The sequence below is a fragment of the Streptomyces sp. NPDC051582 genome (genome assembly GCF_040681715.1).
GTDB lineage: Bacteria > Actinomycetota > Actinomycetes > Streptomycetales > Streptomycetaceae > Streptomyces.
Window position 1 is genome coordinate 36,358 of record NZ_JBFAZJ010000029.1, and the last position, 25,765, is coordinate 62,122.

Below are 25,765 nucleotides of genomic sequence, written 5' to 3' on the forward strand. Positions count from 1 at the left end.
GACTCCCCGAAATCCCCGGGGTCACGGCGTTTCCGCCGTGGCCCCTCCCCGTTCGCACCCGTTCAATCGCGCACGTACTACGTCTTACCGATCACTCTAGCGACCGGTACCGACAGTCCCAACCTCGGGGTTGCAGGTGCAATGCGGGTCACACGGTCACGAGTTGGGCGCCGCGACCGCCGCCGACGGCCGGATCGGGAGCCTGTTCACCGGGCGGCCCGTGGCCGCCCGTACCGCCGAGGCTACCGCCGCCGGGGTCGTCACCACAGGGATCGCGCTCGCCGCCTTCGCCCCGAACGGCGCCACCACGTCCCGCTCTTCGACCAGTTTGACGATCCGGACCACCGGCGCGTCCAGCGACGTCGGCAGCGCGTAGCCCGTCAGGTCCGGGTGGCGGACCAGGCCCGACACCGAGCGGAGGTTCTCCGTCAGCGCCGCGCCCACGCCCTGCGTGACGCCCGCTTCGATACGGGCCTCCAGCTGGCGGGGGTTGAGGACGCGGCCCACGTCCTGCGCCACCGCCAGTTCGACCACGCGGACCGAACCGAGCTCGATGTCCACGTCTACCACCGCGCGGATCGCGCAGAACGCCAGGCCCACGAAGGCGTCGCCCTGGCCGTCGCCGTCCAGCGGCTCCGTCGGGTGCGGGCGGCACTGGGCCGTCGCCCAGAGTTCCTTACCCTCGATCGCCTCCGCGACCGTCGTCGAGAACGCGCCGTCGTACGAGGTGATCCGGCCGTCCTGGATCTGCAGGAGTTCCGTCGACATGCCCAGCTTGTGGGCCATCGGCTGGAGGAGTTGGGTGCGGACCATCTTCGCCGCGCGCTCCACCGCGCCCCCGCTCACCCACGTGTGGCGGCCGTGCGCCGCCGGGCCCGCCGGCGGCTGGTCCGTGTCGACCGGGGCCGTCACCACCTCGTCCACGCCCAGGATCTCCTGGACGATCTGGCGGGCGAGCGTGGAGAAGCCCTGGCCGGTGTCGACGGCGGCGCAGATGACCGTCGCCGCGCCGTCGACGACCTTGACCGTCGCCGTCGAGACCTCGTCCGTGCCCTCCGCGCCGAGCATGTGGACCATGCCCACGCCGTACCCGACCCCGCGCCGCACGGCGCCCGGCTCGCCCGCGCCCTCCGGGCCGCCGGGCAGCAGCCACTCCTCCTCCGGGGTGTCCTTCGGGAGGGAGGGGAGCTCGTGATCGCGTACCGCGCGCAGGAGTTCGGCCACGGGGGCCGGGCAGGTCACCGTCTGGCCCGTCGGGAGGAGGTCGCCCGTCGCCAGTACGTTGCGCAGGCGCAGCTCGGCGCCGTCGATGCCGAGCGCGGCCGCGAGCTTGTCCATCTGGCCCTCGTACGCGGCGCAGACCTGCATCGCGCCCTCGCCCCGCACGTGGCCCGACGGCGGGTTGTTCGTACGGACCGCCCAGCCCTCCACGAAGGCGTGCGGGACCACGTACGGGCCGCACGCGAACGCGACCGCCGCCGCCAGCGACTCGGAGGACGAGTCGGCGTACGCGCCCGCGTCCATCAGGATCTGGGCCTCGACCTTGACCAGCCGCCCCTCCGCGTCCGCGTGGTGGCGGTAGCGCAGCAGCGTCGGGTGGCGGTGGGTGTGGCCGAGGAAGGACTCCTCGCGGGTGGCGGCCAGCTTGACCGGGTAGCCGGTACGGAGGGCCAGGAGGCCGAGGGGGAGCTGGAAGGCGGCGTCCTCGCGGTCCGCCGTCGCGCCCGGAACGCCCGTGACCACGACGCGCACCCGGTCGGGTTCCAGACCGAAGCAGGCCGCCGCCAGGTCGCGGTCCAGGTGGGGGTCGGTGGAGGCGGTGTAGATCTCCACGCCGCCATCGGGGCGCGGCACGGCCAGCCCGGCCTCGGCGCCGATGGGCGCGGGGTCCTGGCGGCCGATCCGGTACAGGCCCTCGACGACGACCTCGCCGGTGGCCTCCGGGTCGCCGTAGCGGAGCGGGATGTGCCGGATCAGGTTGCCGTCGGGGTGCAGGGCGGGGGCGCCGAACGCCTGCTCGGGATCCGTGACCGCGTCCAGCAGCTCGTACTCGACGGCGATCGCGGCGGCGGCGAGGCGGGCGGTGTCCGGGTGGTCGGCGGCGACGGCTGCGATGGGCTCGCCGTGGTGGCGTACGACGTCGTGGGCGAAGACGGGCCGGTCCGCGACGCGGCGGCCGTGGGTGGTGGCGCCGGGGACGTCGGCGTGGGTGACGACGGCGCGCACGCCGGGCATGGCGGCGGCCGCGGAGGTGTCGATGGAGAGGATGCGGGCGTGGGCGTGCGGGGAGCGCAGGACGGCGGCCCACAGGAGGCCCTCGGCCCACAGGTCGGCGGCGTACGGGAAGGTGCCCTCGCTCTTGGCGCGGGTGTCGGCGGCGGGTACGGAGGCTCCGATTCCGCGCGGCACCTCCTGCTCGCCCGCCTCGGGCGCCACGGCGGCCGAGGCGCCCGCGGAGACCGATACCGTCGTCGTGGCCGTGGCCGCGTCGTGCCCGCTCACGCCATGCCTCCGTTGTGGTGGATCCCGCCCTCGCCGGGCGGCGCCTGGTGCGGAATACGCGCCTCCGCGCCAGAGCCGTTGCCGGGCCCGTTGCCCGGCCCGCTCCCGGGCCCGTTGCCCGGCCCGAGCCCGTTCCCGCTGCCCGGCCCGAGCCCGTTCCCGGTCGCAGGCGCCTCGGCCGCGGCCGGGGCGCCGCGCTCGGCGACGACCTCGCGCACGGCCTCGATGACGCCCTTGTAGCCGGAGCAGCGGCACAGGTTGCCGCAGAGGGCTTGGCGCGTCTCCAGCTCGCTGGGGGCGTGATTGCCCTCCAGCAGGTCGTGGATGGTCATGGCCATGCCGGGCACGCAGAACCCGCACTGCACCGCACCCGACCTGCACAACGCCTGCTGCACGTCCGAGAGTTCCCCGCCACCGGCGAGCCCCTCCACCGTCCGCACCTCGCTGCTCGCCGCCGTCGCGGCCGGCACCAGGCAGGAGGCGACGAGCCGGCCGTCGACCTGCACCGCGCACGCCCCGCACTCGCCCTGCGAGCAGCCGTCCTTGGCCCCGGCGAGGCCGAGCCGCTCGCGCAGCACGTAGAGCAGGGACTCGCCGATCCACGCGCCGGTGACGGGCCGGTCGGCGCCGTTGACGCGCAGGACGTAGGAAGCCAGCGGATGCTCGTGATGGGCGACGGCCTCGGCCGTCGCGTTTTCTTCGTACGCCGCCACCTCGGCCGGGAAACCTTCGCCCCCACCCGCGTCCGGCGTCGCCCCGGCGATGTCCGCGGTGTCCCCACCCGGCGTTCCCGGAGCCCCGGCTCCGGCGAAGGCGAACCCCCGCCCGTCCGTACCGGCAGGCTCCGGGGCCCGCTCCGCGGCGGGCTCCGCCGTGAACCCGTGTTCACCGCCCGGCCCGGGCTCCGCCCCGGCGGGGCCGTGGCCCGATGCCGTGAACCCGTGCCCGTCGGTGTCCCCCGACCCGGCGAAGCCGCCGTCACCCCCGGGGCCACCGCCACCGGCGACGCCGCCGGCCCCGGGGCCACCCGACAGGACGTACTGCGCGGCCGCGACGGGCGTCGCCGCGCGCTCCGCCTCCGGGTCCGCCCCGGGGGCCGGAGCCGCGCCCACGGCCGAACCCGCCCCGGCGGCCGAAGCGGCCTCGCCGGCCTCCGCCCCCGGATGCGGCCGTTCCGCCGTGACCGGCGTCGCCGCCGGGCCGTGGGCGGCCTCGATGTCGTGCGGGGCCGGGTGCCCCGGCTCCGGCTCCGCCGGCTCCGGGAGCGTGCCCACGCCGGGGCCGCCGAGCACGCGGGGGCCGCGGGCGGGGCCGCCGACGCCGGGGCCGCCGAGCCGGCGCAGGCCGGCGCCCGAGGTGCCGGTGTCACCCGCGTCGGGGCGCGCCTCGGGCAGCACGCCCGAGCTCATCACGGCACCGGGTCCGGCGGCCGCCGGACCGGCGGCCGCCGCCGCCTCGAAGTCGGGACGGGTCGCCCAGGGGGCCGCCGCGCCGCCCGGCAGTGTCGCCGGGGCCTGGCTCCAGTCGGCCGCCGGGGCGCTGAAGCGGAACTCGCCGGTCTGCTCGTGCAGTTCCGGCAGGGTCCACTGGCCGGTGGTCACGGGCTCGGAGTCCTGGACCGCCTCCGGGAACCGCCACTCGGCGGTGGCACCGGGATCGTGCGCACCCTCGGCCGAAACCGAAGCCGACGCCGAAGCCGACGCCGGCGTCGAAGCCGGCGCAGGGGCCGCGGCCGGGCCGGCCACCTGGCCCGAGACCCGAACGGGGTCCTGTCCCGCGCCCTCGAACGCCGCCGCCACCGACGCCGGAAGCGGAATCGAGGCCGGGATCGGCCCCCCGACCGGTGCGGGCGCGTGCGCACCCGCCGGAGCACCCGCGGCCCCCGGGCCGCCCCGGGCCGCCGTCCCCGCCTCGGGCCACTGCACCGGCATCGTCCACGTACCCGTGGCCGCCGGATCCGCACTCGCCGAACCCAGCGGAACGATCATCGGCGGCGGCACGTAGCCGTGCCCGGGCGCCGCGAGCGGCTCCCCGGTGCCGAGCGCGTCCAGCATGTCCTGCGGCAGCTTCACGAAGGCCGTCGCGTCGGAGTCGTACTCGCCGCCCTGCGGGACCGGCTCCCAGCCCCAGCCGGTGCCGGTGTGGCCCGCGGGACCCGCGTCACCCGTCGTTCCGCTCACGTTCTCGTTCTCACTCATGAGGTCAGCGCCCTCCCCAGGGCCCTCCGTGCCAGCACGGCGACCGTCCGCCGCAGATGCAGTACCCCGGGTGCCACCGGCTCCCCCTGGTCGGGGACGCAGGCGGCCGCGACGTACTCGCCGAAGGCCTCCAGCGCCTCGGGGGCCAGCGTCCGCTCCCCGTCCCAGTCGATCAGCGAGGCGACCCACTGCTCGGCCTCCAGCGGCCGCAGCGGCATGGGCGCGACCGCGCCGATCGCACAGCGCACACCGCGGCGCGCGGGATCCAGCACGAGCCCCACGGACGCCACCGCGCGCCCCGGTCCGGTACGTCCCGTGGCCTTCAGGAAGACCTGCGGCGCGTGCAGCAGCGGCACCCGTACGAAGCCGATCAGCTCGCCGGGCCGCAGCATCTCGCGGCCGGCCAGCAGGTGCGAGACCGGGATCTCGCGGCGCGATCCGCCCGGGCCGTGGATGACGAGGATCGCCTCCAGCGCGGCCAGTACGGGCAGTGCGTCGCCCGTCGGCGCGGCGGTGGCGATGTTGCCGCCGAGGGTGCCGGCATTGCGGATCTGCGGGGGCCCGGCGGCCCGCGCGGCAGCCGCCAGCGCGGGGATCAGAGCGGCGAAATCCGGCCGTCCCATCCGCGCGTGGGTGAGCCCGGCGCCGAGCAGGGCATGCCCGTCCTGGTACTGCCAGCCGCGGATCTCGTTGATCCGGCCGAGGCCGACGAGCGCGGCGGGCCGCAGCAGCCCGGCGTTGACGGAGGCCATGAGGTCGGTGCCGCCGGCGACGGGCACGGCGGCGGGCATGGCGGCGAGTGCCGCCACGGCCTCGTCGAGCGAGGCCGGCAGCGTCACGGACTGCGCCGCCTGCGGCCCCTGAGATGAATGCAGTGCATGCGGTGCGTGCGTGGTCAACCCAGCTGCCCCTTCCCGATGTCCCGGTCCCGGCGCTCACGCCTGTCCGCCGTACGGTACGTGCTCACCGCCGGGACGTGGCAACTCTGGCACATCTTCCCCACCTCCCGGCGCGAGGGTCCGGCGGGCGCCCCCCGGCACCTCCGGCCGTCCGGTTTCCCCCGTATTCACCGAATGAACCGAATCGATTCAGATCCGTCGAATACCCCGAAATCGAGCAAGAGTTCCCGACTACCCACCAAGAACGAAGGACGTCCGGGAAGCCTCGGGAGTTCCGCAGAAGTCCGAAGGGTTCCGATCGGTCCGCAACGGTCCGCGAAACCGCCGCACCCGGGGCGCGGGGGCGCGGCAGCGCGCGGAAAGGTTCCGGCCAACCGCCGCCCGCCACCCGGCGACCCCGCCGCCCACCCGCATCACACGTTCGGGGGCCCTCCCTCGATCGGCCGCCCGAGCACCCCCGGCCGCCGCTGCCACGGCAATGGACCGCCCGGCCGCCGGTAGTCGACGCCGAGCGCGTCAAGCCGCCCGTAGTGGGCACCCATCCGGGCCTCGAAGCCCGCGTAGTCCCGCTCGCCCGGCTCCGGCAGCCGCGACCACACCACCTCCGCGAACGCCGCCAACCGCGGGAACACCTGGTAGTCGACCCGGGCCTGGTTCTCCATCACCTCGGTCCACACGTTGGCCTGCGCGCCCAGTACGCGGGACGCGGCCCCCGGCGACAGCTTCGGCGGCACCGGCTCGAAGCGGTACACGTCCTCCAGCGTGCGCACGTACCCGACCGGCATCGGCTCGTCCGGGCCGCCCGCCTGACGGTGGTCCAGGTACACCTGCTGCTCGGGGCACATCACCACGTCGTGCCCGGCCTCCGCGGCGGCGATGCCGCCCGCGTACCCGCGCCAGGAGGAGACCGCGGCCCCCGGCGCGAGCCCGCCCTCCAGGATCTCGTCCCACCCGATCAGCCGCCGCCCGCGCTGCGCGAGCCAGCCGTCGAAGTGCCGGATGAACCAGGACTGCAGCCCGTCCTCCCCGTCCACCCCCAACTCCCGGATCCGCTCCTGCGCGAGCGCCGACGCGCGCCACTGCCCCTTCGGGCACTCGTCGCCGCCCACGTGGAAGAACGGCGAGACCTCCGCCGGAAACAGCTCCAGCAGCTCCTCGAAGACCCCCTCGTAGAAGCGCAGTACGGCCTCGGTCGGCGCGAGCACGTTCTCGTTGATCCCCCAGTCGTCCCACACCTCCAGCGCGGCGGTGTCCACGACGTCGGTGTTGCCGAGCTCCGGGTACGCGGCGATCGCGGCCTGCGAATGCCCCGGCACGTCGATCTCCGGGACCACCCGCACGTGCCGCTCGGCGGCGTACGCGACGATCTCGCGGATGTCGTCCTGCGTGTAGAAGCCGCCGTGCGGGGTCTCGTTCCACAGCGGCGAGGCCCGGTGCCCCCAGCGGCTGCGCGGCCGCCACGCGCCGACCTCCGTGAGCCGCGGACGGCGCTTGATCTCGACCCGCCAGCCCTGGTCGTCCGTCAGGTGCAGGTGCAGCACGTTGAGCTTGTGCGCGGCGAGCAGGTCGACGTACCGCAGCACCCCGTCCTTCGGCATGAAGTGCCGGGCCACGTCGAGCATCATCCCGCGCCATCCGAAGCGGGGGCCGTCCTGGACGCCCCCCACCGGCAGCCGCCACTCGCGGTCCGGCGCCGCGGGCGCGCGCCGGAAGGCCCGGGGCCCGAGCAGCTGACGCAGCGTCTGCGCGGCGTAGAAGAGGCCCGCCGGACCGGCGCCTTCGAGGAGCACCCCCTGCCGCGTGACGTGCAGCTCGTACGACTCCGCTCCCCCGCCCTGCGCAGGCTGCGCCGCGAGCCCGGGGCGCAGCACCAGCCGGATCACCGCGCGCCCGCCGTACGTCCGCCCCGCCTCCGACGCGGGCAGCTCCCAGCCGGTGGCCGCGCCGAGCTCGCGGCGCAGCCAGCGGGCGGTGCCCTCGGTGCCGGGGCCGGCGTCGAGCAGCGGATCGTCCAGCACGCACTCGCCGCCGTCGGGCGCGAACCGCGCGTACCGCGGCTCCGGAATCAACTCGGGCATGGCCTCGACCCCTCCACCGTCCAGCCGTTGCGCGATGCGCAACGCGCGTTCCACAGGGCGCTCGGCGCCCGTGCGGCCGACCCTAGTCCGCCCTCCGCGCACGGCAAAGGCCCCCGGACGCGCGAGCGCGTCCGGGGGCCTTCGGCCTGCCGAGAAGGGGGCGGAGGGACTCCGTGCGGACTACTTGTCGCCCTTGCCGCCCTTGTCCTTGTCCCCGCCGGGGCCCATGGACTCGTAGATCTCCTTGCACATGGGGCAGACCGGATACTTCTTCGGGTCACGGCCCGGCACCCACACCTTGCCGCACAGCGCGACGACGGGGGTCCCGCCGAGCGCGCTCTCCATGATCTTGTCCTTCTGGACGTAGTGGGCGAAGCGCTCGTGGTCGCCGTCGCCGTGGGACACCTGCGGCGTCGGCTCTACGAGGGTCCCCGTACCAGTCCCGCGCTCGGGCTCAAGAGTGCTCATAAAAGCCAGGGTACCGACCCGTGCGCGGGTCAGTTGAGCGACGGGTCGTCGGGATACGTGGCGACCATCGCGAGCTCGTTGCGCTGGCGGCGCAGCACCGCCCGCCACAGCCTTTCCGGATCCGGGTACGACACGTCACCCGGCTCCGATTCCACGACGTACCAGGCGCCGTCGCCCAGCTCCGCCTCCAGCTGACCCGGACCCCAGCCCGAGTACCCGGCGAAGATCCGCAGCGAGCCGAGGGCCGCGGCCAGCAGCTCCGGCGGGGCCTCCAGGTCGACCAGGCCGATCGCCCCGTACACCCGGCGCCATCCGAGCGGCCCCTCCTCACCGGGGATGACCGCCACGCCGAGGGCCGAGTCCAGGCCGACCGGCCCGCCCTGGAAGACGACCCCGGGGTCGCCGGCCAGGGTCGCCCAGGGCAGCAGGATGTCGCCGACCCCCACGGGGGTGGGCCGGTTGAGGACCACGCCGAGCGAGCCCTGCTCGTCGTGGTCGAGCAGGAGCACCACCGCGCGGTCGAAGTTCGGATCCGCGAGGGTGGGGGTGGCCACGAGCAGCCGCCCTGTGAGGGAGGACACCTCGGTCATGCCGACATGATCTCGCACATTCGCCCTTCGGGGGAGCGGGCGGGCGCATCGGACCGCTCGCGGTTCAGGGCGCACGGCAGCAGGGAGGAGCGCGTGTCGCCGACGCGGGCGGAATGCGACACTCCGCCATGAGGTGGGCACTGTGGGTGTTGTGGCTGATTCATGACAGTCCTACGGCCGCGTCAGCCTTACGAACAAGGGGGTGGTGCCCCTTACCCTTTTCCCTGGCCCCCTGCCCACCCTCCTCTGGCTTCGCCGGGGGAGCCCCTCTCCGGAACGCGAGATTCATGACCGGCACAGACAGAGACGACGTACTGCTTGTCCATGGCGGTACCCCGCTTGAGGGCGAGATCCGTGTCCGCGGTGCGAAGAACCTCGTGCCCAAGGCCATGGTCGCCGCTCTGCTCGGCAGCGGACCCAGTCGGCTCCGCAACGTTCCCGACATCCGCGACGTCCGGGTCGTGCGCGGGCTGCTCCAGCTGCACGGGGTGACCGTCCGCCCCGGCGAGGAGCCGGGCGAGCTCGTGCTCGACCCGACGCACGTCGAGAGCGCGAACGTCGCGGACATCGACGCGCACGCGGGTTCGTCGCGCATCCCGATCCTGTTCTGCGGCCCGCTGCTGCACCGCCTCGGCCACGCCTTCATCCCGGGCCTGGGCGGCTGCGACATCGGCGGCCGGCCGATCGACTTCCACTTCGACGTGCTCCGCCAGTTCGGCGCGACCATCGAGAAGCGCGAGGGCGGCCAGTACCTTGAGGCCCCGCAGCGCCTCCGCGGCTGCAAGATCCGCCTGCCCTACCCCTCGGTCGGTTCGACCGAACAGGTGCTGCTGACGGCCGTCCTGGCCGAGGGCGTCACCGAGCTCAGCAACGCCGCGGTGGAACCGGAGATCGAGGACCTCATCTGCGTACTGCAGAAGATGGGCGCCATCATCTCCATGGACACCGACCGGACCATCCGGATCACCGGTGTCGACCGCCTCGGCGGCTACAACCACAAGGCGCTCCCGGACCGCCTGGAAGCCGCCTCCTGGGCTTCCGCGGCGCTGGCGACCGGCGGCAACATCTATGTCCGCGGGGCGCAGCAGCGCTCGATGATGACGTTCCTGAACACCTACCGCCGCGTCGGCGGCGCGTTCGAGATCGACGACGAGGGCATCCGCTTCTGGCACCCGGGCGGACCGCTCAACGCGATCGCGCTGGAGACGGACGTCCACCCCGGCTTCCAGACCGACTGGCAGCAGCCGCTGGTGGTCGCCCTGACCCAGGCCGCGGGCCTGTCGATCGTGCACGAGACGGTCTACGAGTCCCGTCTGGGATTCACCTCCGCGCTCAACCAGATGGGTGCACACATCCAGCTGTACCGGGAGTGCCTGGGCGGCAGCGCCTGCCGGTTCGGGCAGCGCAACTTCCTGCACTCGGCGGTCGTCTCCGGCCCGACGAAGCTGCAGGGAGCCGACCTGGTCATCCCCGACCTGCGCGGCGGGTTCTCGTACCTGATCGCGGCGCTGGCGGCGGAGGGCACCTCGCGCGTCCACGGCATCGACCTCATCAACCGCGGCTACGAGAACTTCATGGAGAAGCTCGTGGAGCTGGGGGCGAAGGTCGAGCTCCCGGGCGGCGACCTCGTCTGAGCCCCACGGCCGACCGAGAGCCCCCCGTGCCCCCGCAAGGGCCCGGGGGGCTTTCGCGTGCCCCCGGGCGGCCCGTACGCGGTGCGTGCCCCGGGCGGCCCGTACGCGGCCGCCGGGCGGCCTGCGGGGCCCTCGGCGGCCCGTGACGACCCCGGCGTCCGGGAACCCCCGGACAGGCCGAAGGGCGGCCTCCCCGCCCGGGGGTGGCCGCCCTTCGCCAGTACTGCGTACTGCACCGCCGCTCCGAAGGCCCGTACGGGCCCCGGTACGGACGGGACTTACTTGCCCTTGGCGGCTTCCTTGAGCTTGGAGCCCGCGGAGACCTTCACGCTGAAGCCGGCCGGGATCTGGATGGGGTCGCCGGTCTGCGGGTTGCGCGCGGTGCGAGCGGCACGGTGGGTGCGCTCGAAGGTCAGGAAGCCGGGGATGGTGACCTTCTCGTCGCCCTTGGCGACAATCTCGCCGACGGTCTCGGCGAGCGCGGCCAGAACGGCGTCGGCGTCCTTGCGGGTCACCTCGGCGCGCTCGGACAGAGCGGCCACCAGCTCACTGCGGTTCATGTTGTACTCCCGTGTTCAACTTGCCTTAGAGGCGTGAGATCGAAGCCGATGCTGCCAGGGCCCTCGGACAGTCCCCGGACCCGGGTCTGAACGTCAGACCCTCTCGCCCGGTTACGCATCCTGCCCCCACCAGCGGCGGGAAAGCCAATCCGGCACCCGCCAGGGTCACACGAAAAGCGCCACAGTCACGCCGCGGTGACGCTCCGTCCGCACTTGGTGGATGCGGACCGCGGACCTCGCGGGCATCCCCGCAACCCTAGAGGCGGCCCGCCGGGCCCGCATCTCGCGACGCGCCGGGAGAGGCGAGCCGTGAGGGCCGTCACAGGCGGCCGGGACCCGGCGGTTCCGTCCGACTGTGCGTCAGACCGCCGAGGCGGCCTTGCGGACGGCTCCGGCGACCGCGCCGGCCACCTTGTCGTTGAACACCGACGGGATGATGTAGTTCGCGTTGAGCTCGTCCTCGCCGACGACGTCGGCCAGCGCGGTGGCGGCGGCCAGCATCATGTCCGTGTTCACGGTGCGGGACTGGGCGTCCAGCAGGCCGCGGAAGACGCCCGGGAAGACCAGCACGTTGTTGATCTGGTTCGGGAAGTCGGAGCGGCCGGTGGCCACGACGGCGGCGGTCTGGCGGGCGACGGCCGGGTCCACCTCGGGGTCCGGGTTCGCGAGCGCGAACACGATCGCACCCTCGGCCATGGCCGCGACGTCCTCGCCGGACAGCACGTTGGGGGCCGAGACGCCGATGAACACGTCGGCGCCGACCACGGCCTCCTTCAGAGTGCCGGTGTAGCCCTCGGGGTTGGTGTTGTCGGCGATCCAGCGCAGCGGCGAATCGACGGCCGCGTCGACCAGGTCGGTGCGGCCCGCGTGCACGACACCGTGGATGTCGGCGCTGACGACGTTCTTCACGCCGGCCGCGAGGAGCAGCTTGAGGATGGCCGTACCGGCCGCGCCGGCGCCGGACATGACGACCTTGACGTCGCCAACTGCCTTGCCCACCACGCGAAGCGCGTTGGTGAGGGCGGCGAGGACGACGATGGCCGTGCCGTGCTGGTCGTCGTGGAAGACGGGGATGTCGAGGGCCTCGCGCAGCCGGGCCTCGATCTCGAAGCAGCGCGGCGCGGAGATGTCCTCCAGGTTGATGCCCGCGAAGCCCGGGGCGATCGCCTTGACGATCGAGACGATCTCGTCGGTGTCCTGGGTGTCCAGGCAGATCGGCCACGCGTCGATGTCGGCGAAGCGCTTGAACAGGGCGGCCTTGCCCTCCATGACCGGCATGGCGGCCATCGGGCCGATGTTGCCGAGGCCGAGGACGGCGGAGCCGTCCGTCACGACTGCGACCGTGTTGCGCTTGATGGTCAGGCGGCGGGCGTCCTCGGGGTTCTCGGCGATCGCCATGCACACGCGGGCCACGCCCGGGGTGTAGATCATCGAGAGGTCGTCGCGGTTGCGGATGGGGTGCTTCGACGCCATCTCGATCTTGCCGCCGAGGTGCATCAGGAAGGTTCGGTCGGAGACCTTGCCGAGGCTGACGCCCTCGATGCCGCGCAGCTTGCCGACGATCTCGTCGGCGTGCGCGGTGGAGGTCGCGGCGATGGTGACGTCGATGCGGAGCTTCTCGTGACCGGAAGCGGTCACGTCGAGGCCGGTGACCGACCCGCCGGAAGACTCCACGGCGGTGGTCAGCTGGGAGACCGCGGTTCCGCTCGCGGGCACTTCCAGGCGGACCGTCATCGAGTACGAGACGCTGGGCGCCGTTGCCATGGCCGTGTTCCTCTTCTGTCCCTGGTTTTTTGTACACACACAGGGCCCCACGCACGGCAGGTGCGGCAGGACCTGTTGTCCGATCGTCCCACCTACCAGCCAGTACAAGGTAACCAGCTACAAATTTCGGAAAGACACTTCCACCATACGAGATAGATCAGGCGTGTGGAAGCGTATGCCCGTACGAAAAAGGTCCGCGCCCCTCGGAATCCGAGGGGCGCGGACCTGTATGAACGTCTATGACACCGACCCGCCATGCTCGCCTCGCGGCAAGTGGTCGCTCTAAGCGACGAAGGTTGGGCCCGGGGGCTTGGATCGAGTCGGTGCCGTACCCAGGCTAACAAAGGATCGCCGGAAGCGATCCCCCTCCAAGGGGTTGACCTCGTCTCACCACGCGTGTGGGCGCGGGCCATCCGTGCCGCGCGGTCCCGCGGTCGTACGAAGGCGGCCCTACGGCTTCAGCAGCGCCGGCACCCCGTCCGCATCGGGCTCGTCACGGCCGGCGGACACCACCGTCAGCTGCTGCGTCGCGCGCGTCAGGGCCACGTACAGGACCCGCAGGCCCGCGGGGGACTCCTCCGCGATCTCCGCCGGGGAGACGACCACCGTGGCGTCGTACTCCAGCCCCTTGGCCTCCAGGCTGCCGAGCGCCACCGCCCGCTCCCCCAGGTCCGCCAGCCAGCCCGCGGCCTCCGCGCGCCGGTCCATCGCCACGACCACGCCGACCGTGCCGTCGACCTGCTCCAGCAGCATGCGCGTCTCCTCGCGGACCGCCGCGCCCAGATCGGCGCCGGCGGCCGTGAAGCGGGGCTCCAGCCCCGTGGAGCGGACCGCCGTCGGCGGCTCCATGCCCGGCATCGCCAGCCGCAGCACCCGGGCCGCGACCTCGGCGACCTCCGCCGGGTTGCGGTAGTTCACCGTCAGGGTGAACCGGCGGCGCGGCCGGGAGCCCAGGGCCTCGTCACGCGCCGCGGCCGCCTCCTCCGGGTCCGTCCACGAGGACTGCGCCGGGTCGCCGACCACCGTCCAGGTGCCCATCCGGCCCCGGCGGCCGACCATCCGCCACTGCATCGGCGTCAGGTCCTGCGCCTCGTCGACGATCACGTGCGCGTACTCGGTGCGCTCCGCCGCGATCCGCTCCGCCCGCTCCCACTGGGTCTCCTCGCGGGTCGGCATCAGCTCCTCCAGCCCGCTGAGCTGGTCCAGCGGGTCGAGCTGCCGCTTGCGCCTGGGCCGGGCCGGCGCGCCGAGCAGCAGCTGGAGCTCGTCCAGCAGCGCCACGTCGTGGACCGACAGGGGGCCCTTGCCATCCGGGCCCACCCGGCGCAGCGAGCGCGCCAGCTGGCGGGTCTCGCGCGGGTTGAGGACCCGGCGCGACCAGCGGCCGAGGCGCCGCTCGTCGGCCATCGCGGCGAGCACCCCGCGCGCGGTCAGCTCGGGCCACCAGGCGTTCAGGAAGTCGATGAACGCGTCTTCGGTGGAGATGTCCTCGTCGAACGCGGAGCGCAGCTCGGCCGCCAGCTCCGGATCGCTGTGCCGGCCGGCCCCGCCGGATCTCGCGTACAGGGCGTCGAGGAGCAGCTTGCGGGCGCGCGGGCGCAGCAGGTTCACGGGCGCGGTGCCGCTGAGCACGTTCTGCCGGATCCGGTTCAGCTCGTCGGCCTCCAGCTCCTGGCGCCGCCCGAAGGCCACGACCCGCAGCCGCTCGGGCGCCTCCCCGAGCTCCAGTGCGCCCCGTACGGCCTTGTGGAGCACCTTGCGCATGCGCGAGGAGCCCTTGACGCGGGCCACGGCCGGTTCGTCGTACGTGGTCGCCTCGGCGCCGTCGACCAGCGAGCCGAGCGCGCGGATGGCGACCTGGCCCTCCTCGCCGAGGGAGGGCAGCACGCCCTCGGTGTACGCGACGAGCAGCGGGGTGGGCGAGACGATCAGGATGCCGCCGGAGTAGCGGCGCCGGTCCTGGTAGAGCAGGTAGGCGGCGCGGTGCAGGGCGACGGCCGTCTTGCCGGTGCCCGGACCGCCCGCGACCTCGGCGACCGAGGCCGCGGGGGCCCGGATCACCATGTCCTGCTCGGCCTGGATGGAGGAGACGATGTCCCGCATCGAGTGCGTACGGGCCCGCCCGAGCGCGGCCATCAGGGCGCCGTCGCCGATGGCGGGCAGCTCGCGGCCGTCGAGCGAGGCGGTGATCTCGGGGCGCATGAGGTCGTCCTCGACGCCGAGCACCTTGCGGCCCTTGGAGCGGATGACGCGGCGCCGGATGACGCGGCCCGGGTCCTTGGGCGTGGAGCGGTAGAACGGCGCGGCGGCCGGTGCGCGCCAGTCGATGACCAGCGGCGCGTAGTCGGCGTCGAGCACGCCGATGCGCCCGATGTGGAGCGTCTCGGCGATGTCGGCGGTGAGGTCCGCGCGGATCGCGTCGTCGGCCGGCTCGACGGAGGTGTACGCGCCGTCGGGGCCGCGCTCCCCGTCCTTGCCGAGGACCAGGTCGATCCGGCCGAAGAGGAAGTCCTCGAACTCGTTGTTCAGCCGGTTCAGGTGGATTCCCGCCCGGAAGACCTGTGCGTCGCGCTCGGCGAGCGCGCCGGGCGTGCCGACCTGACCGCGTTTGGCCGCGTCGTTCATCAGGAACTCGGCCTCGTCGATCTTCTCTTCGAGGCGGCGGTACACCTGGTCCAGATGCGTCTGCTCGACCGCGATCTCCCGATCGCGGACGGAATCCGCCGTGCTGTCGACAGCGGCATTCTGCGCGGCCACCAAGGCCCCCTTCTGACGTGCATGGGCGACCGTCAACCGTACGCGAACCGACGGCCTGTCCGCACGCCCGTTCCGGTGACCGGGCGAAGATCACTGCCCGTCCGCCGTCCGGCGGCCCCCCGATCGCTACCCGGGGCGGGCCGCGAGAACCCTGCGCCGGTGCCGGGCGACCCGCTCGCGGTTGCCGCACAGCTCGCTGGAGCACCAGCGCCGCCGGTGCCCGCGCGAAGTGTCCAGGTAGACCCGGGTGCAGCCGTCCCCCTCGCAGGAGCGCAGCAGGTCCCGCTCGCCGGGGTCGGTGAGCAGTTCGACGGCGTCGCGGGCCACGGCGGCGAGCAGCGCGCCGCATTCCACGCCGCCGCACAACTCCCGCACGAGGTGCCCCTCTTGGTCCTGTACGGCACACAGTCCCGGGGGTGGACCGGCGGCCAGCGCGTTGACCCGGGCCAGCGCGCCCCCGTCGGGACCGGCCCCGGCCAGCTCGGCCCGTACGAGGCTCCCCACGTCGCGGCGCAGCGCCCGGAAGGCCTCCACCCAGTCGGGGCCCACCCGGGCGATCGGCGTCCGGTCGGGCACGAGCCCGGCTCCGGCGAGCCACAGGCGCAGCTCGTCGCCGTCGCGGATCTCCTCGGCGCCCGCGGGGGCGGCGAAGGTGGCCACCAGGTCCAGGGACACCCGCCCGGATTCGAACCACATGCCCGTCACCGCCTCTTGCCTCGGGGGTGCGTGCCTCTCAGAGTGCCGCGCCCCGCTGCGATGCGGAACCCCCCGTACGGGGGCCGGGTCCGCTCAGAGGGGCGCGTCGTCGTGGAGGATGCGCTGGAAGAGGACGTGGTCGCGCCAGGCGCCGTTGATGTGCAGGTAGCGCGGCGCGAGCCCGTACCGCTCGAACCCGGCCTTGGCCAGGACCCGTTGCGAGGCGAGGTTGTCGACCAGGGTGCCGGCCTCGACGCGGTGCAGCCCGATCTCGTCGCGGGCGATCCGGCAGACCTCCTCGACGGCGGCGGTGGCCAGTCCGCGGCCGTGCCAGGCCCGGTCGACCCAGTAGCCGACGCCGCCGCTGCGGAGGGGGCCGAGCGCGATGCTGCCGAGGTTGATCGTCCCGACGGGCGCGCCGGAGCCGGCCTCGACGAGTACGTACGAGGCCTGGCGCCCCGCGGCGCCCTCGGCGAGCAGCGCCTCGATGCGGGCGGCCTGTCCCGCCTCGGTGTAGAACACCTCCGACCGCCACGGCTCGACGTGCGCCATGAAGGCCCGATTGCGCGCCAGCACGTCGGCCAGCCCGGCGGCGTCCCCGACCTCGATGCCCCGCATCTCCACCCCGTCAATGATCACCAGGGCACGCTAACCAACCCCGGCCGCCACATCCAGCCCCCGGGGGCCGGATCCTGATCCCGAGGACGCCCCCTGATCCGAAAGACGCGCGGCCTAGTCCGCCGGCGAGCAGTCGCCGGCGTCCAGGGCCAGCCGGTATCCCCTCTTCACCACCGTCTGGATCACGTTCGGCGCCCCCAGCGCCCCCCGCAGCCGCGCCATCGCCGTCTCCACGGCGTGCTCGTCCCGCCCCGCGCCCGGCAGGGCCCGCAGCAGCTCCGCCCGCCCCACCACCCACCCCGGCCGGCGCGCCAGGGCCCGCAGCAGCGCCATCCCCGCCGGCGGCACCGGCCGCAGCTCCGCGTCCACCAGCACCGCGTGCCCCCGGATCTCCACCCGGTGCCCCGCCACCGGCAGCACCCTCGCCCGCCCCGGCAGCTCCTGGCACAGCAGCTGCACCAGCGGCCCCAGCCGGAACCGCTCCGGCTGCACGGTGTCCACCCCGCGCGCCTGCAACGGCAGTGCCGTCACCGGCCCCACGCACGCCGACAGCACGTCCCCCCGCAGCCCCGCGAGCACCGCCTGCGTCATCCCCCGCTCCTCGGCCCGCGAGAGCAGCGACGCCGCCGCCGGGGCCGAGGTGAAGCTGACCGCGTCGATCGCCCCGGCGCCCGATGCCACCGCGTCCAGCAGCCGGTCCATCGGCGCGAGGTCCTCCGGGGCCATCCACCGGTACACGGGGACCACGACCACCTCGGCCCCGCCCGCCCGCAGCGCCTCGACGAACCCGGGCAGCGGCTCCCCGTGCAGCTGGAGGGCGATGCGCCGCCCGGCGACCCCGCCGGCCAGCATCCGGTCGAGGACCTCGGCCAGCGACTCCGACTGCGGGGACCACGTCTCCACCAGCCCGGCGGCCCGTACGGCCCCCTTCACCTTCGGTCCGCGCGCCAGCAGTTCGGTGGCCCGCAGCCGCGTCAGCAGCTCCTCGCCGATCCCCCATCCGTCGGCGGCCTCGATCCACCCGCGGAAGCCGATCGCGGTGGTGGCGACGACGGTGTCGGGTGCGCAGGCGATCAATTCCTTCGTGGCGGCGAGCAGTTCGCTGTCGTCGGCCAGCGGCACGATCCGCAGGGCCGGGGCGTGCAGGACCGTGGCCCCGCGCCGGCGCAGCAGGGCGATCAGCTCGTCCGCCCGCCGGGCCGCGGTGACCCCCACGGTGAATCCCGCGAGGGGGCCCGCCGCCCCGGCTGCGGCGACTGTGCGCGTGTCGTCCATGGTGACCTGCCTTGCCCAGTGGGTCGGTATCACATCGCGCGACACGTGTCGCGAGAACGGAACCGAGCCTGTCAAGTCGCCGTGTCAGGCTCGGTTCCGCCGTATTTCGTCCCCGTAAACCGCCGTTACACCGACGTGAGCTGCGGCTTCGCCTCGGCCCCGGCCTTCGGGAGCACCTGGGGGGCCGGCCGCCGAAGGTATACCGCCCAGGTGACCGCGCAGCAGGCCGCGTAGAAGCCGAGGAAGGTGACGAAGGCCGCCGTCCCGGACCCGGAGGTCGAGAACGCCTGCCGGAAGGCCAGGTTGATGCCGAGTCCGCCGAGTGCGCCGACCGCACCGATGAGCCCCATGGCGGCCCCGGACAGCCGGCGCCCGTACGCGGCCGCCGCCTCCCCGTCCATGCCCCGCGCGAGCGCCTTGGCCTGGAAGATGCCGGGGATCATCTTGTACGTGGAGCCGTTCCCGAGCCCGCTGAGCACGAACAGCGCCACGAACCCGACGAGGAAGACGGGCAGTGACGCGTGCCCCGAGGCGTGGACGACGACCCCGGTGGCCGCGGCCATCGCCACGAAGGTCGCGAGGGTGATCCGGGCGCCGCCGAACCGGTCCGCGAGGGCGCCGCCGACGGGCCGGATCAGCGAGCCGAGCAGCGGCCCGGCGAAGGTGAGCGAGGCGGCCTGGAGCGGGGTGCGGCCGAACTGCGTCTGGAGGACGAGCCCGAAGGCGAAGCTGTAGCCGATGAAGGACCCGAAGGTGCCGGTGTAGAGGAACGCCATGATCCAGGTGTGGGCGTCGCGGACCGCCTCGCGCACCGCGCCGGTGTCGTTGCGCACGGGCGCCAGATTGTCCATCCGCAGCAGGGCCAGCGCGGCCGCGGCCACGATCAGCGGCAGGTAGACGGCGAGCAGCAGCCGCGGGTGCCCGGCCCCGGCGGTCCCGATGACCAGCAGTGCCACGAGCTGCACCACGGGCACGCCGATGTTGCCGCCGCCGGCGTTCAGGCCGAGCGCCCAGCCCTTCTTGCGCAGCGGGAAGAAGGCGTTGATGTTGGTCATGGAGGAAGCGAAGTTCCCGCCGCCCACGCCCGTCAGCGCGGCCACGGCCACGAAGGTCCCGTACGAGGTCCCCGGCTCCATGACGACCAGCGCGGCGGTGGTGGGCGCGAGCAGGAGCAGGGCGCTGAAGACGGTCCAGTTGCGGCCGCCGAAACGGGCGACGGCGAAGGTGTAGGGCACCCGGACGAAGGCGCCCACGAAGGTGGCCGTGCCGATGAGGAAGAACTTCCCGGCCGGGTCGATCCCGTACGCGGGGCCCATGAAGAGCACCATCACCGACCACAGGGTCCAGATGGAGAACCCGATGTGTTCGCAGAGCACGGAGTAGAGCAGGTTCCGGCGGGCGATGCGCTCGCCCGACTCCTTCCAGAAGGTCTCGTCCTCGGGTTCCCACCGCTCGATCCAGCGGCCCCCCTTGCGTGCCCCGCGCGGTGCGGTCGTACCGGTCATCACACGCCTCCACAGCTGTCGCGTCCTTGGTGACGACCGTAGGAACGGCGCGTTTCGGCCCGGGTCCCCACCGGATGACCGGTGGGAAACCTTGCACTCACCCGCCGCCGGAGACGTCTGTGAGCGCCGCGGGACGCCAGCTCGCCGCGGGCACCTCCAGCCAGCCGTGCTCGGCGCCGAGGGCGGTCGCGGCCCGGTGCAGCGCGTCGAGCCCGGGGTGGTGGAACCCCTTGCGCCACACCATCGACAGCGGGGACAGCGGCACCGGGGCGACGAGCGGCCGCTTCACGCTCCCCGGCAGATCGACGAAGTCCACCGTCACCAGGACCGGATTGCGGGTCTTGGCCATGACCCGGCGGAACTCGTCCTTGCCCACGGCCGCGGGCGCGGGCGGCGCCAGCGCGATCCCGCGGCCCGTCAGCAGCTCGCGGGCGAGGCCGGTCCACTCCAGGGTCCGCGGGTTGCCGGCCCCGGCGTACACGGCCTCCCCGGCCAGCGCGTCCAGCGGTACGTCGGCCCGCGCGGCCAGCGGGTGCCCCTCGGGCAGCAGCACCGCGAGCGGCTCGTACCGTACGGGCCGGTGCGCGAGGCGGGAGCGCAGCACCGGGTCCAGCCCGCCGGCGTACCCGAAGGACACGTCCAGGCGCCCTGCCGCGACCTCGGCGGCGGCGTACGTCAGCCCGCTCTCGAAGCGGGCCATCAGCTCGCAGTCGGGGGCGAGTTCGCGGGCCCGCTCCAGGACGGTGCGGGCGGTGCTCGGCCCGTCGGTGTTCAGGTCGACGAGCAGCGGGCGGGGGCCGGCGTGGGCGAAGGCGGCGGCCAGCTCCTCGTGCGCGGCCAGCACCCGCCGGGCCAGGGGCAGCAGCCGTTCCCCGTCGGCGGTCAGCTCGACGGCCCGGGTCGTCCGGACGAACAGCGCCGCGCCCAGGCCGGTTTCCAGCCGCCGCACGTCGCGGCTCAGTGCCTGCTGGGCGACGTACAGGCGGGCGGCGGCGCGGGTGAAGTGCAGCTCCTCGGCCACGGCGACGAACCCGCGCAGCAGCCGGGGTTCCACATCACGGGGTATCACCCGGGGAGACTAACAACGGAAACGGGTCAATGGCGCCGGAACAGGTGTTGGACGCCCGGGGCCCCCGCGCCGGAGCCTTGGACCATGCCGCAGTTGATGACCGTGACGGGCTCGACGCTCGTGATAGCCCCCGCCCCGCACCGCCGCCCGCCCCGCGCCCCGGGCCCGTACACCCGCCTCTTCGCACATGCCGGGACCCGGGCCTTCACGGCCGGGAACCTGCTGGCCCGCCTCCCGATGGGCATGTTCGGCATCAGCGCGGTCATGATGATCGCCGGCCAGCGCGGCTCGTACGCCCTCGCCGGCGCGGTCACCGCCACCGGGCTGGCCGCCACGGCGCTGGTCGCGCCGTGGACCGCCCGCCTGGTCGACCGGTACGGCCAGGCCCGGATCGCCGTCCCCGCGACGCTGATCGCGGTGCTCGGATCGGTGGGGCTCGTCCTGTGCGTCCGCACGCACGCCCCCGCCTGGACCCTGTTCGCCTCGTACGCCGCCACCGCGACCACCCCCAACATCGGCGGCATGTCCCGGGCCCGCTGGACCCACCTGCTGCGCGACTCCCCCGCCGCGCACCACACGGCGATGTCGTTCGAGCAGGCCGCCGACGAGTTGTGCTTCATGCTGGGCCCGGTGGTGGCCGCGTCCCTGTGCTCGGCCGTCTTCCCGGAGGCGGGCACGCTCACGGCGGCCGCCCTGCTCCTGACGGGCATGCTCGTCTTCACCTCCCAGCGCCGGACGGAGCCCCCGCCGTCGGCGCCCCGCGCCGGAAGGTCCCCCCTGCGGACGCTGATGCCGCTCCTGGCCCTCTTCGCCCCCCTGGGCGTGCTGTTCGGCTCGATGGAGGTGACCTCGATCGCGTACCTCGACGCCCGGGGGCTCGGCGCCGCCACCGGCCTGGTCCTGGCCCTCCAGGCGGCGGGCTCCTGCGCGGCCGGCCTGCTCTACGGCGCGCTGCGCCCCCGCGCTCTGCGGACCTGCCTGATCGCCCTGACGGCGGCCCTGACCCTCCCCTGGGCGGCGGCCGCCGCGGGGTCCCTCACCCTTCTGGCCGCGGCCCTCCTCCTGGCCGGGATGGCCACGGCGCCGACGATGGTCACCGCGATGTCCCGCGTCCACGCCCTCGCCCCCGAGGGCCGCCTCAACGAGTCGATGACCCTGGCGGTGACGGCCATCCTGACGGGCATAGCCCTGGGCGCGGCCACGGCGGGCACCTTGGTGGACCACCTGGGCCCCACCACCCCGTACGCCCTCCCGGCAGCGGCGGCCCTCCTGGCCCTCATCACCAGCCGGTTGGTACGAGTTTCCGGTACGAGTTAGGTACCATGTAGTGGTACCACTACCGGAGGAGCGGACCATGTCGATAAGCGCCAGCGAAGCCAGGGCCACCTTGTTCCCGCTGATCGAGCGGGTCAACACCGACCACGCCCCGGTGCGCATCACCTCCAAGAACGGCGACGCCGTCCTCATGTCCGCCGACGACTACGACTCCTGGCAGGAGACCGTCTACCTGCTGCGCTCCCCCGCCAACGCCCAACGGCTGATGGAAGCCGTCGCGCGCGACCGCGAGGGAGCAGCGTCGGTCGCCAAGAGCATGGACGAGCTGCGGCAGTTGGCCGGAGGGGAGGAGTGAGGAGCGTTCACTTCGACCCGGCCGCCTGGGAGGACTTCCTGTTCCGGCTCTCCTCCGACCTGAAGACGGCCCGCCGGATCACCCGCCTGATCGGCGCGATCCAGCGCGACCCGTTCACCGGGATCGGCAAGCCCGAACCGCTGAAGGGCCAGCTGACCGGCTACTGGTCCCGCCGCATCGACGACGAGCACCGCCTCGTGTACCGGGCGGACGACAAGGAAGTGAAGGTGCTCAAGGCCCGCTACCACTACTGACGCGGCGGGCGCTCCGGGCATGACGAAGGCCCCGCAGCCTGGCGGCTGCGGGGCCTTCGCCCACATGGGATGAGTGGAGATGGCGGGAATCGAACCCGCGTCCAACGGTGCAGAAGCAGGGCTTCTCCGAGCGCAGTCCGCTGCGCTTTTCTCAGCCCCGGAGATCACACGGACAAGTCTCCGACGGGCTCAGTCACTGTTTGGTTTCCCTCCAGCCCCCGTGACCGGGGCTAGAGGTTTAGATCCCTAATTGACGCCAGGATCCGGACCGGGACCACTTCCGGGCTGACGCTCCTCACAGAGGCTTCAGCTCACTGTTATTAGGCAGCGAGGGTGAAGCGGGAGTTATCGCTCTTGGAGTTGGCGATTATTTTTTGCGACATGTGGTTAGCGAGATCATTGCCGCTTCCTCGGCTCGCTTCCCCTGCATCGACATCCGCTGTCGAAACCGATCATCCCCATGTTTTGTTAACAAAGTGCTCCCACCGCGAGCGGCGGGTGCTGACGCCATGGTACGCGAAGTGGACCACGGCGTGCCAGGAGATTACAGCTGACCGCGCTCCTTGCGCTTCACGGCCGAGATCACCCGGTTCGTCTCGCGCGTGTCCTGCTTCTCGCGCAGGGCCTGGCGCTTGTCGTACTCCTTCTTGCCCTTCGCCAGCGCGATCTCGACCTTCGCCCGGCCGTCCTTGAAGTACAGCGAGAGCGGCACGATCGTGTTGCCCGTCTCGCCGGTCTTCGAGTCCAGCTTGTCGATCTCCTCGCGGTGCAGGAGGAGCTTGCGCTTGCGGCGGGCGCTGTGGTTGGTCCAGGTGCCCTGGCTGTACTCCGGCACGTGCACGTTGTAGAGCCAGGCCTCGCCGCTCTCCACCGACACGAAGCCGTCCACCAGCGAGGCACGGCCCTGGCGCAGGGACTTGACCTCGGTACCCGTGAGCACGAGGCCGCACTCGTAGGTGTCGATGATCGTGTAGTCGTGCCGCGCCTTCTTGTTCTGGGCGATCAGCTTGCGCCCTTGTTCCTTAGCCATAGTGCGGTCATTTTCGCACTACGGACCCACCCCGAGGCCACCCAATACCTTGCGGGCCCGTTCCTCGACCCCGTCACCCGCCGCCAGGTCCGGGGTGATGCCGCTGCCGTCGAGGCTGCGGCCCCCCGGAGTGCGGTACGTGCCCACCGTCAGCTCCGCCACCGAGCCGTCCGGCAGCGGCGTCGGCATCTGCACCGAGCCCTTGCCGAAGGTCCTCGTGCCCACCGCCACCGCGCGGCCGCGGTCCTGGAGGGCGCCCGTGACCAGCTCCGCCGCGCTCATCGTGCCGCCGTCGACCAGCGCCACCAGAGGTCGGGCGGTGTCCCCGCCCGGGCTCGCGTACAGGGCGCGCTGGGCTCCCCGTACGTCGTACGTGGCCACCAGCCCGCCGTCCAGGAAGGCCGAGGCCGCCGTCACGGCCTCGGTGACCAGGCCGCCCGGGTTGCCGCGCAGGTCGAGCATGAAGCCGGAGCCGGCCGGGGCCGCGCGGACGGCGGCGCGGACCTGTTCGCCGGAGCCGCGGCTGAAGGAGGCGACCTTGATGACGGTGATCGGGCCCGGGAGCTCCCGTACGGTCACGGGCTCGGTGTGCAGCTGCTCGCGGCGCAGGGTCTCGGTGAGGTCGGCGCCGTCCCGCGCGAGGCGCAGGACGACCGGGGTGCCGGCGCCGCCGCGCAGCAGGGCGACCACGTCGCAGACGCGCAGGCCGGTGACGGAGTGGCCGTCGACGCTCAGGAGCCGGTCCCCGGCGCGCAGGCCGGCGCGGGCGGCGGGGCTGTCGGGCTGGACCTTCTCGACGGCGATGCGGTCGCCCGGGCGGTTCTCGATCCAGAGCCCCACGCCGGTCCAGCGTCCGTCGAGGTCGTCGGTGAAGGCCGCGTACTCGCCCTGGTCGTAGACCATGCCCCAGCGGTCGCCGCTGCGGCTGACCACCTCCTGGGCGGCCTTCTTGCCGGACTTTCCCTCGGCGACGGCTTCGGCCGCGGCCCGGGCGACGGCCTCGCGGTCGGCGGTCGCGGCCGCGTCCTGCGCGGGCGCCGCGGGGGCGGCGGCTGCGGGGTCGCGCGTACCGGCTGCGGCCGCTAACCCGCCTCCCGCGGCGCCGACGGCGTCCGCGCGGTCCCAGCAGCCGGTGCCCGCCGCGGTGCCCACGGCGGCGATGAAGGCCAACGTCAAAGCGGCCCCGCGACGCAGGTCGCGGGGCCGGAGACGCAAGGCGGGCAGTCCCGGCATGGCGCCGAGTCTAGGACAAGCCCCGTTGAGGCACGGCGGGTTGGACGGACCTCACACGGGGCGCTTGTCACACCTTCAGGTACTTGCGCAATGCGATGAAGGCGGCCAGCGAGGGCATCAGCACCCCGATGACCAGCACCAACGGCAGCTTCGTCAACACGGAGTCCCAGCCGATGAAGTTGATCAGCTCCATCTTCGTACGCAGCGAGGCGCCGTGGTCGATGACGAAGTACTGGCCGGCGCCGAGCATCACGCAGGCGAACACTCCGCCGACGAGGCCCGCGAAGGCGGCCTCCATGATGAACGGGACCTGGATGTAGAAGCTGGAGGCGCCCACGAGCCGCATGATCCCCGTCTCGCGCCTGCGGCTGAAGGCGGAGACGCGCACGGTGTTGACGATCAGCAGCAGGGCCACGATCAGCATGATGAGCATGATGCCGAGGGCGGCCAGGTTGAGGTAGCCGAGCATCGTGAACAGGTTGTCCAGCTCCTGGTGCTGGTCCTCCACCGACTGCACACCGTCGCGGCCCGCGAAGGCGGTCGTGATGACCTGGTACTTCTCGGGCTGCTTGAGCTTCACCCGGAAGGATTCGGGCATCTGGTCCGGGGTGACCACCGAGGCGAGCGCGGTGTGCCCGAAGCGCTCCTTGTAGTGCTTGTAGGCCTCGTCGGAGGACTCGTAGTGGACGGTCTCGACGAGCTCCATCTTCTTCAGGTCGGTCTCGATCTGCTGCTTCTGATCGGGAGTGACCGCGCCCTTGGCGCAGGCCTTGCTCCCGCTCTCGCTGGTGTCCTCCGCGTCGCTCTTGTTGCAGAGGTAGATCGAGACGTTGACCTTGTCGTACCAGTAGCCCTTCATCTTGCTCACCTGGTCGCGCATGAGCAGGGAGCCGCCGAACAGGGCCAGCGACAGGGCCACGGAGATGATGACCGCGAAGGTCATGGTGAGATTGCGGCGGAGACCGACGCCGATCTCCGACATGACGAACTGGGCGCGCATGACGT

21 protein-coding genes and 1 other RNA gene are annotated in these 25,765 nt (G+C 73.2%); 4 read left to right on the forward strand and 18 right to left on the reverse strand.

The features are described from left to right. Positions 1-156 precede the first annotated feature (156 nt). The 6 genes from AB0M92_RS30475 to AB0M92_RS30500 all read right to left on the reverse strand — a co-directional run bounded on the left by AB0M92_RS30475 (position 157) and on the right by AB0M92_RS30500 (position 8,735). Positions 157-2,436 (reverse strand): xanthine dehydrogenase family protein molybdopterin-binding subunit, encoded by a 2,280-nt coding sequence (locus tag AB0M92_RS30475; RefSeq protein WP_366105576.1) that lies wholly within the window; start codon positions 2,434-2,436, stop codon positions 157-159. Between the two features lie 62 nt (positions 2,437-2,498). Beyond that, positions 2,499-4,700, reverse strand: a complete 2,202-nt coding sequence (locus AB0M92_RS30480) for a (2Fe-2S)-binding protein (RefSeq protein ID WP_366105532.1) — start codon at positions 4,698-4,700, stop codon at positions 2,499-2,501. After that, complete coding sequence (locus AB0M92_RS30485) at positions 4,697-5,491, reverse strand: FAD binding domain-containing protein (protein ID WP_260146503.1); 795 nt, start codon at positions 5,489-5,491, stop codon at positions 4,697-4,699. Before AB0M92_RS30485 ends, AB0M92_RS30480 begins: the two co-directional genes overlap by 4 nt. A gap of 521 nt (positions 5,492-6,012) precedes the next feature. After that, on the reverse strand, positions 6,013-7,677 hold the full coding sequence (locus AB0M92_RS30490) for a beta-N-acetylhexosaminidase (RefSeq protein WP_366105534.1): 1,665 nt from the start codon (positions 7,675-7,677) through the stop codon (positions 6,013-6,015). Positions 7,678-7,857: 180 nt separating this feature from the next. After that, a complete protein-coding gene (locus AB0M92_RS30495) occupies positions 7,858-8,145 on the reverse strand; it encodes a DUF3039 domain-containing protein (RefSeq protein ID WP_078860729.1) in 288 nt (95 codons plus the stop codon). 29 nt (positions 8,146-8,174) lie between these two features. After that, on the reverse strand, positions 8,175-8,735 hold the full coding sequence (locus tag AB0M92_RS30500) for a YqgE/AlgH family protein (RefSeq protein WP_366105535.1): 561 nt from the start codon (positions 8,733-8,735) through the stop codon (positions 8,175-8,177). Positions 8,736-9,022: 287 nt separating this feature from the next. On the opposite strand from AB0M92_RS30500, the gene murA reads away from it, so the two are divergent. Then, complete coding sequence (murA, locus tag AB0M92_RS30505) at positions 9,023-10,369, forward strand: UDP-N-acetylglucosamine 1-carboxyvinyltransferase (RefSeq protein WP_053691036.1); 1,347 nt, start codon at positions 9,023-9,025, stop codon at positions 10,367-10,369. 278 nt (positions 10,370-10,647) lie between these two features. Here the strand turns inward: murA and AB0M92_RS30510 are convergent, their stop codons facing one another. From AB0M92_RS30510 to AB0M92_RS30545, 8 genes are all read right to left on the reverse strand, one after another. Further along, entirely contained in the window at positions 10,648-10,929 is a 282-nt protein-coding gene (locus AB0M92_RS30510; RefSeq protein WP_030161324.1) for an HU family DNA-binding protein, read from the reverse strand. A gap of 360 nt (positions 10,930-11,289) precedes the next feature. Continuing rightward, the gene (locus AB0M92_RS30515) at positions 11,290-12,693 is read right to left on the reverse strand and encodes an NAD-dependent malic enzyme (RefSeq protein WP_366105536.1); all 1,404 of its coding nucleotides are present in this window, start codon (positions 12,691-12,693) and stop codon (positions 11,290-11,292) included. Positions 12,694-13,143: 450 nt separating this feature from the next. After that, complete coding sequence (locus tag AB0M92_RS30520; RefSeq protein WP_366105537.1) at positions 13,144-15,450, reverse strand: UvrD-helicase domain-containing protein; 2,307 nt, start codon at positions 15,448-15,450, stop codon at positions 13,144-13,146. Positions 15,451-15,576: 126 nt separating this feature from the next. Then, entirely contained in the window at positions 15,577-16,146 is a 570-nt protein-coding gene (locus AB0M92_RS30525) for a CGNR zinc finger domain-containing protein (protein WP_366105538.1), read from the reverse strand. A 93-nt stretch (positions 16,147-16,239) separates the two neighbouring features. Beyond that, positions 16,240-16,785 (reverse strand): GNAT family protein, encoded by a 546-nt coding sequence (locus tag AB0M92_RS30530; RefSeq protein WP_366105539.1) that lies wholly within the window; start codon positions 16,783-16,785, stop codon positions 16,240-16,242. Positions 16,786-16,878: 93 nt separating this feature from the next. Next, entirely contained in the window at positions 16,879-18,039 is a 1,161-nt protein-coding gene (locus tag AB0M92_RS30535; protein ID WP_366105540.1) for a uroporphyrinogen-III synthase, read from the reverse strand. 125 nt (positions 18,040-18,164) lie between these two features. Continuing rightward, positions 18,165-19,544 (reverse strand): nitrate/nitrite transporter, encoded by a 1,380-nt coding sequence (locus AB0M92_RS30540; RefSeq protein ID WP_366105541.1) that lies wholly within the window; start codon positions 19,542-19,544, stop codon positions 18,165-18,167. Positions 19,545-19,641: 97 nt separating this feature from the next. Further along, on the reverse strand, positions 19,642-20,613 hold the full coding sequence (locus AB0M92_RS30545; RefSeq protein WP_366105542.1) for a LysR family transcriptional regulator: 972 nt from the start codon (positions 20,611-20,613) through the stop codon (positions 19,642-19,644). 96 nt (positions 20,614-20,709) lie between these two features. Between AB0M92_RS30545 and AB0M92_RS30550 the strand changes: the two genes are divergently transcribed. The 3 genes from AB0M92_RS30550 to AB0M92_RS30560 are packed head-to-tail and all read left to right on the forward strand — an operon-like array spanning position 20,710 to position 22,497. After that, positions 20,710-21,930 carry an MFS transporter gene (locus AB0M92_RS30550; RefSeq protein WP_366105577.1) on the forward strand — a complete coding sequence of 407 codons (1,221 nt, stop codon included), beginning with the start codon at positions 20,710-20,712 and terminating at the stop codon, positions 21,928-21,930. Between the two features lie 37 nt (positions 21,931-21,967). Then, positions 21,968-22,243 (forward strand): type II toxin-antitoxin system prevent-host-death family antitoxin, encoded by a 276-nt coding sequence (locus AB0M92_RS30555; RefSeq protein WP_053784891.1) that lies wholly within the window; start codon positions 21,968-21,970, stop codon positions 22,241-22,243. After that, positions 22,240-22,497 carry a Txe/YoeB family addiction module toxin gene (locus AB0M92_RS30560; protein ID WP_366105543.1) on the forward strand — a complete coding sequence of 86 codons (258 nt, stop codon included), beginning with the start codon at positions 22,240-22,242 and terminating at the stop codon, positions 22,495-22,497. Before AB0M92_RS30555 ends, AB0M92_RS30560 begins: the two co-directional genes overlap by 4 nt. Before the next feature lie 71 nt (positions 22,498-22,568). Here AB0M92_RS30560 and ssrA read toward each other — a convergent pair. The 4 genes from ssrA to ftsX all read right to left on the reverse strand — a co-directional run bounded on the left by ssrA (position 22,569) and on the right by ftsX (position 25,760). After that, positions 22,569-22,957, reverse strand: a transfer-messenger RNA (tmRNA) gene (ssrA, locus tag AB0M92_RS30565). 84 nt (positions 22,958-23,041) lie between these two features. Next, complete coding sequence (gene smpB / locus AB0M92_RS30570; protein WP_048476197.1) at positions 23,042-23,527, reverse strand: SsrA-binding protein SmpB; 486 nt, start codon at positions 23,525-23,527, stop codon at positions 23,042-23,044. A gap of 18 nt (positions 23,528-23,545) precedes the next feature. Continuing rightward, entirely contained in the window at positions 23,546-24,760 is a 1,215-nt protein-coding gene (locus tag AB0M92_RS30575) for a S41 family peptidase (protein ID WP_366105544.1), read from the reverse strand. 67 nt (positions 24,761-24,827) lie between these two features. Beyond that, positions 24,828-25,760 carry a permease-like cell division protein FtsX gene (gene ftsX / locus AB0M92_RS30580; protein ID WP_366105546.1) on the reverse strand — a complete coding sequence of 311 codons (933 nt, stop codon included), beginning with the start codon at positions 25,758-25,760 and terminating at the stop codon, positions 24,828-24,830. Positions 25,761-25,765 lie beyond the last annotated feature (5 nt).

Bases quoted from the DNA above. Each gene is read 5' to 3' on its own strand.
- AB0M92_RS30480 (WP_366105532.1), bottom strand. From the start codon at position 4,700: ATGAGTGAGAACGAGAACGTGAGCGGAACGACGGGTGACGCGGGTCCC.
- AB0M92_RS30485 (WP_260146503.1), bottom strand. From the start codon at position 5,491: ATGCCCGCCGCCGTGCCCGTCGCCGGCGGCACCGACCTCATGGCCTCC.
- AB0M92_RS30490 (WP_366105534.1), bottom strand. From the start codon at position 7,677: ATGCCCGAGTTGATTCCGGAGCCGCGGTACGCGCGGTTCGCGCCCGAC.
- AB0M92_RS30495 (WP_078860729.1), bottom strand. From the start codon at position 8,145: ATGAGCACTCTTGAGCCCGAGCGCGGGACTGGTACGGGGACCCTCGTA.
- AB0M92_RS30500 (WP_366105535.1), bottom strand. From the start codon at position 8,735: ATGACCGAGGTGTCCTCCCTCACAGGGCGGCTGCTCGTGGCCACCCCC.
- murA (WP_053691036.1), top strand. From the start codon at position 9,023: ATGACCGGCACAGACAGAGACGACGTACTGCTTGTCCATGGCGGTACC.
- AB0M92_RS30510 (WP_030161324.1), bottom strand. From the start codon at position 10,929: ATGAACCGCAGTGAGCTGGTGGCCGCTCTGTCCGAGCGCGCCGAGGTG.
- AB0M92_RS30515 (WP_366105536.1), bottom strand. From the start codon at position 12,693: ATGGCAACGGCGCCCAGCGTCTCGTACTCGATGACGGTCCGCCTGGAA.
- AB0M92_RS30525 (WP_366105538.1), bottom strand. From the start codon at position 16,146: ATGTGGTTCGAATCCGGGCGGGTGTCCCTGGACCTGGTGGCCACCTTC.
- AB0M92_RS30535 (WP_366105540.1), bottom strand. From the start codon at position 18,039: ATGGACGACACGCGCACAGTCGCCGCAGCCGGGGCGGCGGGCCCCCTC.
- AB0M92_RS30540 (WP_366105541.1), bottom strand. From the start codon at position 19,544: ATGACCGGTACGACCGCACCGCGCGGGGCACGCAAGGGGGGCCGCTGG.
- AB0M92_RS30550 (WP_366105577.1), top strand. From the start codon at position 20,710: ATGACCGTGACGGGCTCGACGCTCGTGATAGCCCCCGCCCCGCACCGC.
- AB0M92_RS30555 (WP_053784891.1), top strand. From the start codon at position 21,968: ATGTCGATAAGCGCCAGCGAAGCCAGGGCCACCTTGTTCCCGCTGATC.
- smpB (WP_048476197.1), bottom strand. From the start codon at position 23,527: ATGGCTAAGGAACAAGGGCGCAAGCTGATCGCCCAGAACAAGAAGGCG.
- AB0M92_RS30575 (WP_366105544.1), bottom strand. From the start codon at position 24,760: ATGCCGGGACTGCCCGCCTTGCGTCTCCGGCCCCGCGACCTGCGTCGC.
- ftsX (WP_366105546.1), bottom strand. From the start codon at position 25,760: ATGCGCGCCCAGTTCGTCATGTCGGAGATCGGCGTCGGTCTCCGCCGC.